Below are 19,538 nucleotides of genomic sequence, written 5' to 3'. Positions count from 1 at the left end.
TAGTGTGGACACATTAAGCTACAAAACAGTATCAGCCAACAAGGCTACCGTGACCAAAGAATGGGTACACGTAGATGCTGAAGGACAGACGTTGGGCCGCCTATCTTCTGTAGTAGCCAAGCTACTAAGAGGTAAGCACAAACCTAACTTCACCCCGCACGTTGATTGTGGTGATAACGTAATTGTTACCAACGCAGAGAAGATCAACTTAACCGGTAAGAAATGGGATTCGAAAGAATACATTCGTCATACAGGTTACCCGGGTGGACAAAAAAGTCTAACAGCCGCTGAATTATTCGAAAAGAATCCAGAGCGAATTATCGAAAAATCAGTAAAAGGAATGCTACCAAAGAACAAACTTGGAGCAGATCTATTTAGAAATTTAAAGGTTTACGCAGGATCTGAACATGATCATACTGCGCAAAAGCCTAAAACTATTAACTTAAACGATCTTAAGTAATGGAGGTTATTCACAAAATTGGCCGTAGAAAAACGGCAGTTGCGCGTGTTTATGTTTCTGAAGGAAGCGGAAAATTTAGCGTGAACAAAAAAGACCTTAAAGACTACTTTACCACAGGTCCTTTACTTTACAAAGTAAACCAGGCCCTTAACCTTACCGGAAACGATGGTAACTTTGATATTACCGCAAATGTTTACGGAGGTGGTATTACCGGACAGGCAGAGGCCATTCGTCTTGCCCTTTCCAGAGCAATGGTAGAGTTAGATGCCGAGAACCGTTCTATATTAAAGCCTGAAGGTTTAATGACCAGGGATCCAAGAATGGTAGAGCGTAAGAAATTTGGACAGAAGAAAGCCCGTAAGAAATTTCAATTCTCTAAACGTTAATTTTTATTGGAATTTATATTCCAAAGTTCATTTAATATTAAAAAGAATTTTGTTGTTATCCCAGTTGCTATTGGGAGTTAGTTTAGCATCTAAACAGGTAAGGCCGTGTTTTTAAAACAGCCACTTACGTGTTGCTATCTTCAACAGAACGTAAACTATTACAAAAATGGCAAATAAAGTAGAAGTAAAAGAATTACTTGATGCAGGTGTACATTTTGGACACCTTACAAGAAGATGGAATCCAAATATGGCCCCATATATCTATATGGAACGTAATGGGATTCACATCATCAACTTATACAAAAGTGCTGCTAAAATGCAGGAGGCAGGTGATGCCCTTGCCAAGATTGCAGCCAGCGGTAGAAAAATACTTTTCGTAGCTACCAAAAAACAAGCTAAAGAAATAGTAGCCGAACAAGCTGAAAAAGCAAATATGCCATACATTACCGAGCGTTGGCCCGGTGGTATGCTTACCAACTTTGTAACTATTCGTAGAGCCGTTAAAAAAATGGCCTCTATAGATAGAATGAAAAAAGATGGTACCTTTAATACACTTTCTAAAAAAGAACGCCTTCAGGTAGATCGTTTAAGAGCTAAATTAGAAAAGAACCTTGGTTCGATTTCTGATATGAGCCGACTTCCAGGAGCGCTTTTTGTTGTTGATATTACTCGTGAACACATTGCTATTAAAGAAGCTCAAAAATTAAACATTCCAATTTTCGCAATGGTAGATACAAACTCAGATCCTCGTGAGGTTGAGTACGTAATCCCATCTAATGACGATGCTTCAAAGTCTATCAACAAAGTGGTTTCTTATGTTGCTGATGCTATTGTAGACGGCCTTTCTGAAAGAAAAGCTTCAAAAGAGTCTAAAAAAGAGAAAGCTGATAAGGAAGAGAAAGCCCCAAAGGCTGCTGCCAAGCAACCAGAAGGAGAAGTTCCTTCTAAAGATGCTGAAGACAAAAAGGCAATGAAAGAAGCTAAAAAAGATGTGAAACTTGAGTCTAAAAAAGAAACTTTAGACAAAGCTGCATCTAACGAAGAAGAATAAAAACAACATTTTATAACCTTCAAAAAGTCGTTTAGTTTCTTTCTTAACAGTTGGTCTCTAAACGACTTTTTTAAATAAAAAATAATACTATGGCTAAAATAACCGCCGCAGAAGTAAATAAATTAAGAAAAGCTACCGGTGCCGGAATGATGGATTGCAAAAAGGCACTTGTAGAGGCAGAAGGTGATTTTGATAAAGCTATTGAAGTTCTTCGTAAAAAAGGACAGAAAGTTGCTGCTAAGAGAGCCGATAGAGATTCAGCCGAAGGTGCTGCCATCGCTAAAGTAAACGACGATAACACCAAAGGTGTTATTATTTCTCTTAACTGTGAAACCGACTTTGTTGCCAAAAACGACGATTTCATCAAAATGGCCAACAATTTTGCCGATATCGCGCTTACAGTTTCTTCTAAAGAAGAGTTACTTAAAGCAGATTACAACGGGATTTCAGTTGAAGATAAATTAACTGAGCAAACAGGAGTGATTGGTGAGAAAATAGAAATTGGTGCTTTTAAAACTTTAGAAGCTCCTTTCGTAGGTTCTTACATCCACGCAGGGAATAAAATTGCTGTAGTTACAGGTCTTTCTAAAAATGTTGAAGGTGCCGATGAAGCAGCAAAAAATGTTTCTATGCAAGCTGCCGCTATGAATCCTATTGCCCTTAATGAAGAAGGTGTAGACCAGGAAACCATAGACAAAGAAATAGAAATCGCTAAAGACACCCTTCGTCAGGAAGGTAAACCTGAAGAAATGCTAGACAAAATAGCAAAAGGAAAAATTCAGCGTTACTTTAAAGACAACACTTTAGTTAACCAGGCTTTTATTAAAGACAGCAAACAAAGCGTTGCAGGTTATGTAAAAACCCTGGACGCAGACCTTACTGTTGTAGGTTTTGAAAGAGTTGCTTTAGGAGAGTAATAAAGTCATTTCCGCGAAGACGGGAAGTCTCAATAAACTCAAAAACCGCTTCATTATTCTGAAGCGGTTTTTTTAATTTCACAAAATGTCAGAAAAAGCTTTTCAATTTAAAGAATTCAAGATAGAACAAGATCGCTGCGCCATGAAAATTGGCACCGATGGTGTTCTCTTAGGCGCGTGGACAACACTAGACAGAAAACCCGAAAGTATTCTTGATATTGGCACAGGAACCGGCCTAATCGCTTTAATGTTAGCCCAACGTTCTAACGCAACACTAATAGATGCCCTGGAAATTGATGAAGATGCCTACGAACAAGCTGTAGACAATTTTGAAAACAGCCCCTGGGGAGATCGCCTGTTTTGCTACCATGCCGCTTTTGATGAATTTGTAGAGGAAATGCAGGATGAGGAAAAATATGAGCTCATAATCTCCAATCCACCTTTCTATGTTGAAGACTATATTTCTGAAAACGAAAGTAGAAAAAAGGCTCGTTTCACTGAAGCCCTACCCTTTTCACAACTAACCGAAGGTGTTTCAAAATTACTTCATCCAGAAGGGGAGTTTAATACTATTATTCCGTTTAAAGAAGAAACAAATTTTATTGGCCTGGCCGCGGAATTCGGTCTTTTTCCCAGGAGAATTACCAGAGTTAAAGGCAACGAAGCTTCCCCAATTAAAAGAAGTTTACTGAGTTTTGGGTTTAAAGAAAACAAAATCACCAAAGATGAACTTATTATAGAAATTTCACGCCATCATTATACAAATGATTATAAAAACCTGGTAAAAGACTTCTATCTTAAATTATAATCTTAAAATTGTTTGCTTTAAAAAGCTTGGTTACATTTGTGTAAAACACCACACAAATGAGAACAGATAACTTCCAGGCTCCTGATTATTACAATCTTGACGAGCTACTTACAGATGAACATAAAATAGTGCGTGATGCCGCCCGAAAATGGGTAAAACGCCAAGTGTCTCCAATAATAGAAGATGCTGCCCAAAAGGCAGAGTTACCAAAATCTATAATTAGCGGCTTAGCCGAGATTGGAGCTTTTGGCCCATATATTCCGGAGGAATACGGTGGCGCCGGACTGGATCAAATCTCATACGGACTTATCATGCAGGAAATTGAACGCGGCGACAGCGGGATACGTTCTACAGCATCTGTTCAAAGTTCGTTGGTAATGTATCCAATTTTTAAATATGGTACAAAAGAACAGCGCAAAAAATACCTTCCAAAATTAGCTTCAGGAGAATTTATAGGCTGTTTTGGTCTTACCGAACCAGATCACGGCTCTAATCCCGGTGGAATGACCACCAATTTTAAAGATAAGGGTGATCATTATCTACTTAATGGAGCTAAAATGTGGATCTCTAACGCTCCTTTTGCCGATCTTGCTATAGTTTGGGCCAAAGACGAAAACAACCGTATTCACGGACTCATAGTAGAAAGAGGTATGGAAGGTTTTTCTACTCCCGAAACCCATAATAAATGGTCGCTACGTGCCAGTGCAACCGGGGAGCTTATCTTTGATAACGTAAAAGTACCTAAAGAAAATTTATTGCCGAATAAAAGCGGACTGGGAGCCCCTTTAGGCTGCCTTGACTCTGCACGCTACGGTATTGCCTGGGGCGCCATAGGCGCAGCTATGGATTGTTATGACACTGCCTTGCGCTATGCAAAAGAACGTATACAGTTTGATAAACCAATTGCCGCCACACAACTTCAGCAGAAAAAATTGGCTGAAATGATTACTGAAATCACCAAGGCACAGCTTATGGCCTGGAGACTTGGAGTGTTACGAAATGAAAACAAAGCTACATCGGCTCAAATCTCTATGGCGAAAAGGAATAATGTGGAGATGGCTATAAATATTGCCCGTGAAGCACGCCAGGTTTTAGGTGGAATGGGAATTACCGGCGAATACAGCATCATGAGACATATGATGAACCTGGAAAGTGTAATTACTTACGAAGGTACTCACGATATACATTTACTAATAACTGGAATGGATATTACAGGGATTCCCGCTTTTCAATAAAAGTAAAAAGGCCCGGGGATATTTAATAACCGGGCCTTTTTATTAATTCTTTTATTATTCAGTGGAAAGGAGGTTCCCATCAGCATCATAATATTCTGTCTTATACTTTTGATTATTAGCATCTCTGTATTCAATATAGTAAGATCCGTCTTCTATATTGTAAACTGTATTTGTAGAAGAACCGTCTTCTAACCTTTCAAAAAGCTCAAATAAAACGTCAGCCGCATATTTTTCTATTCTATTAATCTGCCCGTTTTCATCTTTAAATTCAATTGTCTTGATATCTGACAATGAATCTCTGTAATCTATTCTTACTTCTTTCTCGGGAGTATAATCTTCCCGATAATATCTATTAGTTAATTGAGTTAGCCTGCCCCCATCATACATTTTCTTGATTGCTAAAGAGCCGAATTCGGTAAAAACAAGTTCTTCTATCGTTTTTGGTTCACTCGTCCCATTAACATATATGAGAATCTTATTAGAATTATTAAGATCATCAAGCTCATAAAGAGTGCTTCCAGTAGAAGTACCCTGCTCAAAAATCGAGACCTCGGTTACTCTTCTTTCTTCATCAATTGCATCTATTTTCCAAACATATAGATCTGAATCACTCATCGACGAAGGACTATATGAAAAAGACTCGATTTTAGAATTTTCTTCATAAGAAAAATAATAATTCAAGGTAAATCCGCTGGAACCATCTGCACGGAGATGGTCTCCGGTAAAAAATTCTGGAAATCCGTTAGCATTGTAATCACTATAACTATAAGAAAGGAGTGGCCGCCAGGGATATTTCTCAAACGCCTTAGACTTTGAAATTTTCCCTTCTGAATCAAATTCATGAATCCAATGCACATTCCGGGTTCTGGTTTCCCATGATTCTACAATATGAAAGAAAGCACCCCCTTCTAATCCAGACATTTCGTAATCTAATTCGAGACTTTGAGCAAGATGGTTCGTAGCTTCTTCAGGAAAAACAACTTCCAGATCTGCTAGTGTATTCATATTAATTTCCATCACTAATTCACCCAATAATTGGATAATAGGATTTCTAAAATCAATTTCAGTAACCGACATAGCTTCTACCGCTTCATTTGAAATTTGAATACCATTTTCAGGTTCTTTATCGGCATCAAAAGTCTGTAAGAAAGCAGTAATATTTTTCACTTCAGAAGTATTAATATTAGCATTTGGAGTAACAGCAATATCAATGGGCGTAATTGTATTTTCACCTTTAGCTTCTCCAATTTTAACTGACCCTACAAAAAAACTGACTGTTTCCCCTTCTTCAAACTGAAACTCTCCAGCGGAATTGGTTACTCCTTCTTGGGTATTTGTTTTATAAATTAGACCCTTCACAGGAGAATCTAAAAAAACACCTGTTAAAAGAGCAGGTTCAGATGGTGTTGGATTCACTTCTGGTTCTTCTTCTGTTGTACAACTTAATAAACTAAAACAGGCTAAAACCAAGGCAAGAGATAAACGTTTCATTTGACTGATGATTTTTGATTGTCAGCTAAAATAAACATTTATTAACATTTTTTAACAAAAATCAAGCTTTTAAAGTAGATCAAAGCAAGGGCATCGTTTACAACGTTTGCCCTTTTTGTATTTTTCACAGCATTCTTTTTTAAGGGGTTTTGGTTTTTTGGCAACTACCCCATCTAATTGCAAATAATCTTTAGACTTATTTGAATAAAAAACGATCACATTATAAAATTGCAAACCCTGAAATTTCATAGGTTTAATATACTTCAAAAAGCTGAAATTGAGCGTTAATTCAATTTTAAATCAATGTTTATATTTTACAAATCCTAAAGAGAAGCTTACTTTTGCAGCATGGGAAAGAAAAATAAAATAGACGAGGTAAACAGGGCGCTACAGCCTAAAGTAAACCAACTTTTAGATCATTCTTTATATCAACAAATAACCACCCCCGAGCATTTACGGATATTTATGGAACATCACGTTTTTGCCGTTTGGGATTTTATGTCGTTGCTTACTGCTTTACAGGAAAAATTTACCAGAACCACTAATCCGTGGGTTCCGGTTGGGAATCCGGAGATAAGATATCTAATCAATGAAATTGTACTGGCCGAAGAAACCGATATTAATTATTGCGGAGATCGTCAAAGCCATTTTGAAATGTACCTGGATGCTATGGAAAAAAGCGGTGCTGACACAAAAAAAATCACCGATTTTTTACTACAGGTTTCCCATGGTACAGATATTTTTCTACTAATTGCAGCCACAAAACTTCCCCATAATATAAAAATCTTTCTGAAAAACACTTTTGAAGTTATTGATGAAGGAGAAACCCATAAAATAGCCTCGGCCTTTACATTTGGCCGCGAAGGCTTAATTCCCAGCATGTTTAATTCTATTATAGAGAACGTACAGAAAAATTTCCCTAAAGAAGACCTTAGCCTTTTTAAATACTATTTTAACAGGCATATAGAACTAGATGGTGATGAGCACGGTCCCATGGCTTTTAAAATGATAGAAGAGCTTTGTGGTAATGATGAAGAAAAATGGAAAGAAGTCTATCTTACCGCAGAGGAAGCGCTTGATGCCCGTTTAGAACTATGGAAGGGCATTGAAAAGGAAATTTCAGAGAATATAGATTCCAGAAAATTACAAACGGTTTAAAGGATTCCTTTAACAACAAATAAACCTTACACCATCGTCCTTCTGTTGCAAAAGCTTTCGGGATTATTTCAGAGCCTGCCTCGATTTTTTATCGGGGATCTAAAATATTGATAATCAAAACATATTAGAAGCTGAAACAAGTTCAGGGTGACGAAACTAGACATTTCAGATAGCCTTTTATAAAAAACTTCATTCTGAACTTGTTTCAGACTTTATCCCAAATTTACTTCGGGAATCTAACACGAATAACACCTATCAACTTATACCCTAAAACCGTTTCAGGGTGACGTCTAAAAATAATTTTAAGGTGCTTCAGGAGCAAGCTTTACCTCCAAACCATCTAATTGTTCGGTAATAGGAATCTGGCAACTTAATCGGCTATTATCTTCCACAAAAAATGCCTGGTCTAGCATATCTTCCTCCTCCATACTTTGCTCGGGTAAAACATGTTCTAAATTAAGAATATAGCACTGGCACGAGGCACACATAGCCATACCTCCACAAATTCCAATGGTACCTTCCTGGGCAAGTTCATAAGAACGAACTACCTCCATAAGGTTCATATTCATATCTGTTGGAGCATCTACCACATGAGCTTCCCCTTCCCGGTCTATTATTGTTATTTTTATATCAGACATAATCTTGTGTAAGACCTCACAGATATTGAAAGCCTATGAGGTTTAATCTTTTAATTTATACTCTTTACAACTTCTTTTTTCGCCTCCTTCTTACTACCATCAAAACCACTAACTCCGCTTACAGTAGTATACTTCATCACATACTTTTTATCTGGAAATATACGTTGGTAAGCACTTTGGCACATAATGGCCGCCTCGTGAAAACCACATAAAATCAATTTTAGTTTTCCGGGATAAGTGTTCACATCTCCAATAGCATAAACCCCGGGGATATTGGTTTGGTAATCGTAAGCATTATCAACTTTAATCGCATTCTTTTCTATCTCCAATCCCCAGTCGGCAATAGGACCCAATTTTGGGGAAAGACCAAATAGAGGAATAAAGTAATCGGTCTCCTTAATTTCTTTTTCGGAAGCTGAAGCCTTATGGGTAATCACTACACTTTCCAACTCATTTTCCCCTTTAAGATCAGTTACCTCAGCATTGGTAATAAGGTTTATTTTTCCGATTTTTGAAAGTTCTTCTACTTTCTCTACAGAATCTAAAGCACCGCGGAAATCGTTTCTTCGGTGTACCAACGATACTTCTGAAGCAACATCTGCTAAATAAATAGCCCAATCTAACGCTGAATCGCCACCACCGGCAATTACCACTTTTTTATCCCGATAAATCTCAGGCTCTCTAATGATATAAGCTACCCCTTTGTCTTCGAAATTGGCTATATTGGCAATTGGGGGTTTTCTTGGCTCAAAACTTCCCAAACCACCCGCTATTACAACAACAGGAGCGTGATGTTTAGTTCCCTTATTAGTGGTAACTATAAAACTACCGTCCTCTTGTTTATCTATGGTCTGCGCCCGTTCCCCGAGCGTAAACCCCGGTTCAAAAGGCTTTATTTGTTCCATTAAATTCGTTACCAGATCTCCGGCCAAAACCTCGGGAAATCCCGGAATATCGTAGATTGGCTTTTTTGGATAAATCTCTGAACATTGCCCTCCCGGTTGGGGAAGCGCGTCTATCAAATGACATTTTAGTTTTAATAATCCGGCTTCAAAAACCGCAAAAAGGCCCGTTGGACCCGCACCAATTATAAGTATATCGGTTTTAATCATGTTGTCTGCAAATTTGTACCAGGCTAGAACCTATTTTTGAATATTTACCACACTTTCTATTTGCGGTACATACTTTTTAATTGTCATTTCTACTCCAGATTTAAGCGTCATTTGGTTTACGGTACAGTCTACACACGCACCTTCCAAACGAACTTTAACCAACCGATCGTTCTCGATAGAGATCAAAGAAATATTGCCACCATCACTTTCCAAAAAAGGACGGATCTCGTCTAGCGCTTTCTCTACATTTATTTTTACTTCTTCGCTCGTCATTTATTTTTGTTTAACTGCACTACATCCTGCCATTGTAGTAATCTTAATGGCTTCTGTTGGAGGTAGACTTTTGTTCCTATTTACTGTTTCCTGTACCATTTCCCGGGTAATATTTTGAAAAGCGGTTTCCAGGGGTGTTGACTCTTGCAAGGCTGCAGGGCGACCAATATCTCCAGATTCCCTTAAACTTTGAACAAGTGGAATTTCACCTAAAAACGGTGCATCAATATCTTTTGAAAGATTTTTAGCACCTTCTTTTCCGAAGATATAATATTTATTTTCCGGCAACTCTTCTGGCGTAAAATAAGCCATATTCTCTACGATACCCAAAACAGGAACATTAATGCTTTCCTGGCGGAACATAGCTACTCCTTTCTTAGCATCGGCCAAAGCAACATTTTGAGGGGTACTAACCACTACCGAACCGGTAATTGGAAGTGACTGCATAATTGATAGATGGATATCTCCGGTTCCCGGGGGAAGGTCTACCAGTAAAAAATCCAGCTCGCCCCAGGCTGCATCAAATATCATTTGATTTAAAGCTTTAGCGGCCATTGGCCCACGCCAAATTACTGCCTGATTTGGTTTGGTAAAAAAACCGATAGAAAGAACTTTTACGCCGTAATTTTCTACAGGCTTCATTTTAGACTTTCCGTCTACATTTACCGAAAGAGGTCTTTCAGCTTCTACATCGAACATCATAGGAATAGAAGGTCCATAAATATCGGCATCTAAAATTCCTACTCTAAAACCCATTTTAGACAAAGTTACTGCCAGGTTCGCCGTTACCGTAGATTTACCAACCCCTCCTTTTCCGGAAGCTACAGCAATAATATTGGAAATTCCGGGAATAGCTTTTCCTTTAATTTCCGGCTTTTTATCGGCAGCTTCTACTTTTATATTAACTTTTACCTTTGCTTTTTGGTTTACATGCTCATGGATAGCCTTCATTACATCTACCTCTGCCCGTTTTTTAATATGTAAAGCAGGAGTTTGCATCACCAAATCTACCACTACCTCGTCCCCAAAGCTCATTACATTTTGAACAATCCCGCTTTCCACCATGTTTTTACCTTCTCCGGCCACAGAGATAGTTTCAAGCGCTTTTAATATTTCTTTTCTGTCTAACTTCATTTAAAAAATATTTACTATCCCAAAAAGTCAGGATACTTTTAGCGGCCTGTTAAGTATTTTCTATAATTCAGGCAGCTTATATAGATTCATTCTAAACGCAAATATAAGTGTAAAAGCTAAGAAAACGAAGTATTTGACCATAATTGATTTATTCAGGAATAAAGCAAAGCTATAGTGTTATTATGAGCAAAATTTCTATTTTATTTCTTCCACGGGATCCCAAAAGTATTTTTCAAGATCCTGCACTTTATTATCCTTCACTTTAACACCTTCGGCAGCTAACATTTGTTGCATTGCACTATGATCGCCAAAATGACTTTTACCGGTAAGGAGTCCATTTCTATTCACCACCCGGTGTGCAGGCACATCGTCCAGGTCTTTTGCCGAATTCATAGCATAGCCCACCATTCTCGCACTTTTTGCCGCACCTATACTTTTTGCGATCGCACCATAAGATGTAACTTTTCCGCCTGGTATTTGTCTCACCACATCGTAAACCCTTTCAAAAAAACTTTTTTCTTCCAAAACTAGGCGTAATAAATTCTTATAAGCGTAACAATAACTAAGATGAGCATTAGTGCGGTCATAAAATAGTTGGAATATTTTGAAAAAGCTTCTGCCTGTTTTTCAATTCTAACAAAAGAAAGCACATAAGCATACAAGGTAGTAAAACTGCCCAGGGAAGCGGCCAAAATAAACGCGACAATCCGGGACCAATCGTAAGAGCTTCCCACCCCAATATTTAATGCCCCCGCTATGGCCACAAAGTAAGGAACCGGAAAAATATTTAGGCCGGCCACCAGCATTCCCTTAAAGATGCTATTGGAATTTGCCTTGCTTGATTTATGTTCTATCCCCCCTCGCTTTTTTGCCTGAATAAAAAAATAAATACTTAAGAGTATAAATACAACCAGGCCTGTACGCAATAAAACATTCTGGACAAATTCATTTTTAAATATATATTTTGCCAATAAAACAGCAACGGTAGCTTGAATAATAACTACAATAGTAGCCCCAAATGCAACATAAAGCCCGTTTTTCTTTCCTTTTTCAACACAGGTTTTAGCCACGGTCATATTTACCAAACCCGGCGGCACGACTCCAAGTAGTGCCGCAAAATAAGTAATTAGAAAAAGCTTTGTTTCTTCCAAAAGGTACTTATTTTATTCTAAATTGAATATAGGTTATTGGTTTTCCCCGCTCAAGATACTGTTTTTCGTAGAAAGTTTGAATCTCCCTTACTTCTTTTGGAGAATATTCATTTTTATAGATATCGTGATGCGCATAAAGAACTTCATGACCTTCGCCATGAAGCAAGCCAAGCGTGTAGCCATGCATAAATTCACTATCGGTTTTAAGGTTCACCAGTCCTTCGGCTTTTAAAATATGTTTATATTTTTGAAGAAACTCGCTGTTTGTTAAGCGGTGTTTGGTACGCTTATATTTAATTTGCGGATCGGGAAAAGTGATCCAAATTTCATCTACCTCGTCTTCTGCAAAAACCCGATCTATTAACTCTATTTGAGTTCTTAGAAAAGCAACGTTTGCCAGGTCTTCTTCCAGGGCAGTTTTTGCCCCTCTCCAAAAACGGGCACCTTTAATGTCTATTCCTATAAAGTTCTTTCCCGAATCCTGTTTAGAAAGACCTATGGTATATTCTCCTTTCCCACAACCCAATTCCAACACTATAGGATTATTGTTTTTAAAGAAATCTTTTTTCCAATTTCCTTTTAATTTAAACTGGTCCTTCTCCAATTCTTCCCGGGAGGGCTGTATTACATTTTCAAATGTTTCGTTCTCCCTAAATCGTCTTAGTTTATTTTTACTTCCCACGCCTTAATTTAATATTTTGGTAAAACTAAAGAAAATAGCGCACAGGCCCTTAATAATATATTTGATATATGCAGAAGAAACGAATTTTAGTAGCGGTTTTAAATTGGGGACTTGGCCATGCTACACGATGTATCCCAATTATTAAAGCCCTGCAAGAGCACGATTTCAAGGTTTTTATCGCTTCAGACGGGGCTGCGCTGGAATTACTAAAAAAAGAATTCCCCAATCTTAGAGCTTTCGAACTACCTTCCTATAATATTTCCTATAGCAAATCTGCCCACACTTTTAAATGGAAATTACTTAGGGAAACTCCAGGAATTCTAAAAGCAATAAATAGGGAAAAAAAGGAGGTTAAAAGGCTTGTTGAAACTTATAAATTTTCCGGAATAATCTCTGACAACCGATTTGGCTGCAGACATAGTAAAATTAACTCTGTTTTTATTACCCATCAGCTAAATGTTCTAAGTGGCAGCACCACCTATTTAAGCAGTAATATGCACCAAAAATATATTTCAAAGTTTAATGAATGTTGGGTTCCCGATCTACCTGGAAGCAACAATTTAAGCGGTATGATGGGACATTTAAAAAAAATACCTGCAAATGTGAAGTATATTGGGCCGCTTAGCCGATTTAAGAATACGCCTCTACCAAAAAAATATAATTATGCAGTAATCTTATCGGGGCCAGAACCCCAAAGAACAATGCTTGAAAAAAAGCTACTTTACTCGTTTAACGCATCTGACAAAAAAATTATCCTGGTAAGAGGACTGATAAACGAAAAGGAGATGTTATCTAGCAATAAGAATCTCTACATCAAAAATTACTTAACTTCAGAAGCCCTGCAAAAAGTGATTCTGGAAAGCGATTTAATTATTTGCCGTTCTGGATACTCCAGTATAATGGATTTGGCCAAACTAGAAAAAAAAGCATTTTTTATCCCTACCCCAGGACAATACGAACAACAGTATTTAGCCAAAAAATTTATGAAACAAGGTGTTGCAGCTTATTGTCAACAGGAAAATTTTACAATTTCAAAACTTGAGGATTCAAAATATTTTTCAGGCTTCGGGGGTTTCAATTTCAGTGTCGATTTCCGGGATATCTTTACTTTTTTCGAGCGTAAATGAAAATTCACTACCCACACCAAAAACACTTTCTACATATATTTTTTCATCGTGGGCTTCAATAATATGCTTCACTATAGAGAGCCCTAAACCCGAACCGCCTTCCTTTCTGGAGCCACTTTTATCTACACGGTAAAACCTTTCAAAAACACGAGGGAGGTTTTCTTCTTCAATTCCTTCACCATTATCGGTTACCCGAACTATCACCTTATTTTTTATAAGGTTTTCTATACTAATTTCGGTAGTCCCGTCCTCCTTTCCATATTTGATAGAGTTTACAATTAGATTCGTTAAAATCTGCTGAATTCGATCCCTGTCGCCATAAACCCAAATAGGTTTATCGTAATCAATATCAAAAGTAAGCGTGATATTCTTTTTTGCAGCCTTCATTTCCAGAAGGTCAAATGAGCCCTGAATTATTTCTACAATATTAAAATCTTCTTTTTCTAAATGGAGGTCGCCTGTCTCAAGTTTGGTAATCATATCTAAATCCCGAACTATATAAATAAGACGTTCTACACCTTTACTTGCACGCTGCAAATATTTTTTACGTACCGTTTTATCTTTCATGGCACCATCAAGTAAGGTAAGTATGTACCCCTGAACTGTAAATAAAGGAGTTTTAAGTTCGTGCGAGACATTACCCATAAATTCTTTTCTATAGGTTTCGCGAACCTTAAGGCTATCTATCTCCAGCTTCTTGTCTTTGGTAAATTTTTCAACTTCGCGGGTAAGTGTAGCCATATCGGTAGTAACCCGGCTAGGACTTAGGCTAGTAGATTCCAGAAGTGAAACATTATCGTATATCTTTTTTATTCGCTTATAAATAAAATGTTCTACCCTATATTGGATAATAAAAAAAGAAACAAAATAGGTAATAATTATAAAAGTAAAAAAAGGGCCAAGTAAAAGGCCACTGGTAAAATGTGCAAAGCCTGCCAACACTACACTCAAAAATACGGTAATATAGAGTGAAGTCTTTATCGCAAACTTATATGAACGTTTAAACTTTTTTGCCATTAAACAACAAACTTATAGCCCACACCTTTTACAGTTTTAAAACATTCGTCGCCAATTTTTTCCCTCAACTTTCTAATGTGCACGTCTATTGTACGTCCGCCAACTACAACTTCCGCACCCCATACGTTATCAAGGATATCTTCTCGTTTAAAGACTTTTCCCGGTTTTGAGGCCAGCAATGAGAGTAATTCAAATTCTTTTCTTGGTAAAATTATCTCTTCACCACTCTTAATTACTTTATACTCGTCTCGGTTAATAATAAGGTCTTTAATTTTTACAACATTAGAAGTGGTCGTATCATCTTTAAAGCGCCTAAGCAAAGCTTTTACCTTGCTCACTAAAACTTTTGGCTTAATAGGCTTGGTTATATAATCGTCTGCTCCGGCATCAAAACCGGCCATTTGAGAATAATCCTCTCCCCTTGCGGTAAGAAAGGTGATAATTGTATCTTCCAGCTCCGGCAATTTTCTAATTTGGGAGCAGGCTTCAATACCATCCATTTCGGGCATCATCACATCAAGGATAATAAGCTGTGGTTTTTTCTTTTTTGCAAGCTTTACCCCATCGGCACCATTATCTGCTGTTATTACCTGGTAACCTTCCGAAGAAAGATTGTAAGCAACAATTTCCAGAATATCCGGCTCATCGTCTACCAGTAAAATTTTGATGTCTTTTTTTTTCATTTTCGTTTAATTGAATTGATAAATATGAGGTAAAAGTAACCATAAATTTGAACTTTTGTAAGCCCACCCCACTTGGTAACCTTAAGCTAACATAATAATCATAAACACATAATTTCAACTTAACAAAGGCTTTACACTGCACCCTTTAATTTGCAGCACAGAATGAAACACAGTGATGAAGAATTATCTATCTATTTTTAGCTTGCTTTTGTTAAGTACAATAATGCTAGCACAAAACGAAACTACCGGTACCATTGCCGGAAGATTATCTGACAATGAAACAGAGAATCAACCTTTGCCTTTTGCCAATATAATTATTAAAGACATAAACAAAGGAACCACTTCAGATTTTGACGGTTTATATGCTTTAAAAAATATTGAACCCGGAACTTATAGCGTAGAATTTAGCTTTATAGGTTACGAAACACTGGAAATTCCAAATGTAGAAGTTGTTGCCGGAAAGGTTACCGAAGTTAACACAGGACTTGGAGCCAGTGCAGCATCATTAGATGAAGTTGTTATTTCTACGGTTTCAAGACAGGACTCTGAAGTAGCATTACTTTTAGAACAAAAAAGTGCCATACAAATAAAGGAGAGTATTGGCGCCCAGGAATTGGCCAAAATAGGGGTCTCTGATGCCGGTACTGCTACCACTAAAATCTCAGGGGTGACCAGTAGTGAGGCTTCCGGGGATATCTTTGTTAGAGGTTTAGGTGACCGCTACCTTTATACTACTTTAAACGGATTACCAATCCCATCAGACGATGTGGAACGTAAAAATATAGACTTAGGCCTTTTTCCAACACGAGTTATTAAAAGTGTAGGAATAAGCAAAACTTATTCTCCCTCTTACTCTGCAGATCAAGCTTCGGGAAATATAGATATTGAATCCCGTGAATTAGTAGGAAGCGAAGAGTTTGACCTGGGAATTAGAGCAGGCGTTAACACCAATGCGATAGGCCAGTTTGGCGATTTTAAGGTAAGTCCAAACCAAGACAACGCTTATTTTGGTTTTCATACACAAAATATCCCTGTTGAATATAGCCTTTACAATCAAACCTGGGACCCGCAAACCGCAGATGCACCTATTAACCGCAGATATGCTTTAACAGCCGGAAAGAAATTTGGCGAAAAACTAAAAGTACTCTTAACGGCTTCACAGTCGCGCAAATTTGAATATCGTGAAGGTGAATTTACCGAATACCGAAACAATAACCGCTACGATTATTTTACCGATGTAGAGAACTTCACTCAAACCGACAATACCACCGGAATGCTTGATGTGCTTTACGAAATTAACGAGAATAACGAGATTAAAGCGACAAGCCTTTTTATAAACAAACTTACCGATGAAGTTTATGAAAGTGGTAGAAATGGTGAAGGCGTTGTTTTTGAAGAAACCAATCCCGGCGAAGGCCTTAACCAGTTTGTACGCGACCAAAATATAAAGCAAACTCGCTTATGGATTAATCAGTTGCACGGTACACACAAGCTAGCAGACAACAACCAATTAAATTGGGGGCTAGGTTATAACCTTGTTAATGCTGATGAGCCAAACCGAATAAGAAATGAAGTGAATTACGATGGCGAAGATTTTATTCAATTGGGAAGAACGGGCGGTTACCAACAAAGAAAATCTTCTCAAAAAATTAAAGACAACGAGATAAATGCATATGTCGAGGATAGAATCACCTTTGTAAACCCGCAAGAAAATGAAGAAATCACCAAAAATATCTTTGTTGACTTTGGCGGAAGCTACAGAAACAAACAAAGAGATTTTGTTTCCCGTTTTTTCGGCGTTATTGAAGGAAAAACAAACACCTTTAATCCTACTTCTTTAGATAATTTATCAAGCATTTTTGTTATAGATAACTTTAGAAGTGGAGACCTAAAAATTAAAAAGCTAACCCCCGATTTTTATAATGCCGAATTACAATCTTATGGTGGCTTTGTAAATTTCAACTATGGAAAAGACAATTGGAATGTAAACTTAGGAGCTCGTTTTCAGGAGGACAAACTTAATGTAGACTTTGATGTTAACAACTATCCTACAAACCTCCCGGAGTTTTCCAATCAGTCATATAATAACATTTATCCGAGTTTAAATTTCAAGTTATCCCCAACCGAGAATTCAAATATCAGGTTCTCGGCAAGCAAAACAATTACACTACCTGAATTTAAAGAAATTGCCCCTTTTGAGTATGTTTCTCAAACAGGGCAGGTAACAAGGGGAAATCCAAATCTTGATGCTTCCAACAATTTAAATTTCGATTTAAAATACGAACTATTTCCGTCTTCAGGACAGTTAATCTCCTTAACCGGATTCTATAAAAACATCGCTAATCCTATCAATAAAGTTCAGGATAGAGGAGCTGCAGGTGTATTCTCTTACTTCAACGCAGGAGAGGAAGCTAATATTTACGGGCTGGAACTAGAGACAAGACTAGAGTTAATTGATAATGAAACCCCGGAAGGGCTGGATTTTGGTATTGCTTTTAATGCTTCAAGAATGTGGCACAAGCAGGATCTTAAAGATGTATTTGACGGAGAAACCTTTATTAGAACTTTTAAATACAATAACAAAAGTGAAATTGGCCTTCAGGGAGCCTCAGATTGGATTTTCAATGGTTCTTTAAATTTTTCCACCGAATCAGAGAACCCTTTTAGTGCCTCGTTAGTTGGTAATTACGCTTCAGATAAAATATATGCACTTGGTGCTCCTGAAGCTCAGAATGATGGCGATATATTCTATAACGACGAAATTATAGAAAAAGGTTTTGTAACCCTGGATCTTGTGGTAAGCAAAAGCTTTGGCGAGCATTGGGGATTTCAATTCCGCGGGCAAAATCTTTTAAATCCTGAAATAGAAAGAGTACAGGATATTAGACCTAGCTCAACGGGTATAGAAGCCACACAAACTGTAAGGTCTTATACCAGAGGCGCTATTTTAAGTCTTGGAGTAAACTATTCATTTTAATAATTAATAACCATTCAATTATAAATTTTAACCATTCAATTTTATTAAAACCTAAATTATGAAGATTTTTAAAAACAGATTTTTACCAACTTTAGCCCTTACACTTGGGCTTAGCATCACAAGCTGTAGCTCTGATGATTCATTTGAAAGACTGGATGACGACGATCCATCAACAACACCGGAAGGAACCGAACTTAAAGGTAGCCTGGAAGAAGATCGCACCTTAGATGCGAGTGAAACTTATAATCTTACCGGCATATTTTCTGTAGAAGCAGGAGTAACCTTAACCATCCCGGCCGGTACTGAAATTGTTGCAGATACCGATGAAGATGCAACAGGTGTTTATATTGTAGTACAAAAAGGAGCTATGATAGATATTCAGGGTACTGCTACGGCACCGGTAGTTATGAGATCATCCAGTGCCGAAAGAGGAAGCTGGGGCGGACTCGTTATTGCCGGTGATGCTGAAACTACCGCTGGTGTAAATGCCACTGCCGAAGTTGGTGGAATTATCTATGGAGGGAGTAATCCTGAAGACAACTCTGGTTCTATAGAGTACCTTATACTTACCGATGCCGGAGCTCAAATTAACTCAGAGTCTCAGTACAACGGACTTTCTCTTTATGGAGTTGGGTCTGAAACAACTGTTGAAAACATCGCCATCTTAAACGGTTCTGATGATGGAGTTGAATTCTTTGGTGGTTCGGTTTCAGCTACCAATCTATATTTAGAAAACAACGAAGATGATGCAGTAGACTGGACAGAAGGCTGGAACGGTACTGTTACAAACACCTATGTTTATCATGATATAGAAAATTTCTCTACTGCCATTGAAGCAGATGGAGTAAACGGAAATCCAACTATAGAAAACTTTACTGCTGTTTCTTCAACCGGAGGTGTAGCATTACAGTTTAAGGCACAGTCTGGAGCCACAATAAATGGACTTTCACTTTCTGGATACGACACCGCTATTGATATTACAGAAGAGGAAAGAACCGATCTTTCTGCAATTCAAATTGAAGGAGAAACTGCAAGCCTGGAAGCAACATATGAAATAGATGCTACAGTAGATATTGCCTTATTTAACTGGGTAAAATAATATAAAACAGGTTTAGTAAGAATAACTTAGCTTAAATGGGCTGTTTGAAAAGATTTTCAGACAGCCCATTTTTTTTAATAAAAAATTAATACTCAAAGAGCAATAAACTTGGCAGGATTTTTGAAAATTTTATTGTAAG

At 37.6% G+C, this 19,538-nt stretch carries 20 protein-coding genes; 10 read left to right on the top strand and 10 right to left on the bottom strand.

Features of this window, described 5'->3' with window-relative positions; translation table 11 throughout:
• The first annotated feature begins 4 nt into the window (after positions 1 to 4).
• The 6 genes from rplM to GUB10_RS04095 all read left to right on the top strand — a co-directional run bounded on the left by rplM (position 5) and on the right by GUB10_RS04095 (position 4,857).
• Positions 5 to 460 carry a 50S ribosomal protein L13 gene (gene rplM / locus GUB10_RS04120; protein ID WP_193710179.1) on the top strand — a complete coding sequence of 152 codons (456 nt, stop codon included), beginning with the start codon at positions 5 to 7 and terminating at the stop codon, positions 458 to 460.
• Positions 460 to 846, top strand: a complete 387-nt coding sequence (gene rpsI, locus GUB10_RS04115) for a 30S ribosomal protein S9 (RefSeq protein WP_193710178.1) — start codon at positions 460 to 462, stop codon at positions 844 to 846. Before rplM ends, rpsI begins: the two co-directional genes overlap by 1 nt.
• Before the next feature lie 166 nt (positions 847 to 1,012).
• Positions 1,013 to 1,897 carry a 30S ribosomal protein S2 gene (gene rpsB, locus GUB10_RS04110; RefSeq protein ID WP_193710177.1) on the top strand — a complete coding sequence of 295 codons (885 nt, stop codon included), beginning with the start codon at positions 1,013 to 1,015 and terminating at the stop codon, positions 1,895 to 1,897.
• A gap of 89 nt (positions 1,898 to 1,986) precedes the next feature.
• A complete protein-coding gene (gene tsf, locus GUB10_RS04105) occupies positions 1,987 to 2,814 on the top strand; it encodes a translation elongation factor Ts (protein WP_193710176.1) in 828 nt (275 codons plus the stop codon).
• Positions 2,815 to 2,899: 85 nt separating this feature from the next.
• A complete protein-coding gene (locus GUB10_RS04100; protein ID WP_193710175.1) occupies positions 2,900 to 3,622 on the top strand; it encodes a tRNA1(Val) (adenine(37)-N6)-methyltransferase in 723 nt (240 codons plus the stop codon).
• 56 nt (positions 3,623 to 3,678) lie between these two features.
• Entirely contained in the window at positions 3,679 to 4,857 is a 1,179-nt protein-coding gene (locus GUB10_RS04095) for an acyl-CoA dehydrogenase family protein (RefSeq protein WP_193710174.1), read from the top strand.
• 54 nt (positions 4,858 to 4,911) lie between these two features.
• Here the strand turns inward: GUB10_RS04095 and GUB10_RS04090 are convergent, their stop codons facing one another.
• Complete coding sequence (locus tag GUB10_RS04090) at positions 4,912 to 6,348, bottom strand: hypothetical protein (protein ID WP_193710173.1); 1,437 nt, start codon at positions 6,346 to 6,348, stop codon at positions 4,912 to 4,914.
• A gap of 348 nt (positions 6,349 to 6,696) precedes the next feature.
• On the opposite strand from GUB10_RS04090, the gene GUB10_RS04085 reads away from it, so the two are divergent.
• A complete protein-coding gene (locus GUB10_RS04085; RefSeq protein ID WP_193710172.1) occupies positions 6,697 to 7,506 on the top strand; it encodes a DUF3050 domain-containing protein in 810 nt (269 codons plus the stop codon).
• Positions 7,507 to 7,808: 302 nt separating this feature from the next.
• On the opposite strand, the gene GUB10_RS04080 is transcribed toward GUB10_RS04085, so the two are convergent.
• The 7 genes from GUB10_RS04080 to trmB all read right to left on the bottom strand — a co-directional run bounded on the left by GUB10_RS04080 (position 7,809) and on the right by trmB (position 12,496).
• Positions 7,809 to 8,144: a 2Fe-2S iron-sulfur cluster-binding protein gene (locus GUB10_RS04080; protein ID WP_193710171.1), complete on the bottom strand. Its 336-nt coding sequence runs from the start codon at positions 8,142 to 8,144 to the stop codon at positions 7,809 to 7,811.
• A gap of 50 nt (positions 8,145 to 8,194) precedes the next feature.
• Positions 8,195 to 9,256, bottom strand: a complete 1,062-nt coding sequence (locus GUB10_RS04075) for an NAD(P)/FAD-dependent oxidoreductase (protein ID WP_193710170.1) — start codon at positions 9,254 to 9,256, stop codon at positions 8,195 to 8,197.
• Positions 9,257 to 9,286: 30 nt separating this feature from the next.
• Complete coding sequence (locus tag GUB10_RS04070; RefSeq protein WP_193710169.1) at positions 9,287 to 9,529, bottom strand: NifU family protein; 243 nt, start codon at positions 9,527 to 9,529, stop codon at positions 9,287 to 9,289.
• Positions 9,530 to 10,663 (bottom strand): Mrp/NBP35 family ATP-binding protein, encoded by a 1,134-nt coding sequence (locus GUB10_RS04065; RefSeq protein WP_193710168.1) that lies wholly within the window; start codon positions 10,661 to 10,663, stop codon positions 9,530 to 9,532.
• A gap of 195 nt (positions 10,664 to 10,858) precedes the next feature.
• Positions 10,859 to 11,188, bottom strand: coding sequence for an MGMT family protein (locus GUB10_RS04060; RefSeq protein ID WP_193710167.1), 330 nt, complete (start codon positions 11,186 to 11,188; stop codon positions 10,859 to 10,861).
• A gap of 2 nt (positions 11,189 to 11,190) precedes the next feature.
• Positions 11,191 to 11,814: a LysE family translocator gene (locus tag GUB10_RS04055; protein WP_193710166.1), complete on the bottom strand. Its 624-nt coding sequence runs from the start codon at positions 11,812 to 11,814 to the stop codon at positions 11,191 to 11,193.
• Between the two features lie 7 nt (positions 11,815 to 11,821).
• Positions 11,822 to 12,496, bottom strand: coding sequence for a tRNA (guanosine(46)-N7)-methyltransferase TrmB (gene trmB / locus GUB10_RS04050; protein ID WP_193710165.1), 675 nt, complete (start codon positions 12,494 to 12,496; stop codon positions 11,822 to 11,824).
• 68 nt (positions 12,497 to 12,564) lie between these two features.
• Between trmB and GUB10_RS04045 the strand changes: the two genes are divergently transcribed.
• Positions 12,565 to 13,623: a glycosyltransferase gene (locus tag GUB10_RS04045; protein ID WP_193710164.1), complete on the top strand. Its 1,059-nt coding sequence runs from the start codon at positions 12,565 to 12,567 to the stop codon at positions 13,621 to 13,623.
• On the opposite strand, the gene GUB10_RS04040 is transcribed toward GUB10_RS04045, so the two are convergent.
• Entirely contained in the window at positions 13,555 to 14,640 is a 1,086-nt protein-coding gene (locus GUB10_RS04040) for a cell wall metabolism sensor histidine kinase WalK (protein ID WP_193710163.1), read from the bottom strand. The genes GUB10_RS04045 and GUB10_RS04040 overlap by 69 nt on opposite strands.
• Positions 14,640 to 15,323, bottom strand: coding sequence for a response regulator transcription factor (locus GUB10_RS04035; RefSeq protein WP_193710162.1), 684 nt, complete (start codon positions 15,321 to 15,323; stop codon positions 14,640 to 14,642). The genes GUB10_RS04040 and GUB10_RS04035 overlap by 1 nt, the downstream gene beginning before the upstream one ends.
• 175 nt (positions 15,324 to 15,498) lie before the next feature.
• Here GUB10_RS04035 and GUB10_RS04030 point away from each other — a divergent pair, with 175 nt between their 5' ends.
• Together GUB10_RS04030 and GUB10_RS04025 are read left to right on the top strand one after the other, a co-directional pair.
• Positions 15,499 to 18,300: a TonB-dependent receptor gene (locus GUB10_RS04030; protein WP_193710161.1), complete on the top strand. Its 2,802-nt coding sequence runs from the start codon at positions 15,499 to 15,501 to the stop codon at positions 18,298 to 18,300.
• 58 nt (positions 18,301 to 18,358) lie between these two features.
• Positions 18,359 to 19,399, top strand: coding sequence for a hypothetical protein (locus GUB10_RS04025; protein ID WP_193710160.1), 1,041 nt, complete (start codon positions 18,359 to 18,361; stop codon positions 19,397 to 19,399).
• The last annotated feature ends 139 nt before the right edge of the window (positions 19,400 to 19,538 follow it).

The organism is Salegentibacter sp. BLCTC, assembly GCF_015143665.1.
Classification (GTDB): Bacteria; Bacteroidota; Bacteroidia; order Flavobacteriales; family Flavobacteriaceae; genus Salegentibacter; species Salegentibacter maritimus.
This window is presented reverse-complemented; position numbering and strand designations above follow the sequence as displayed.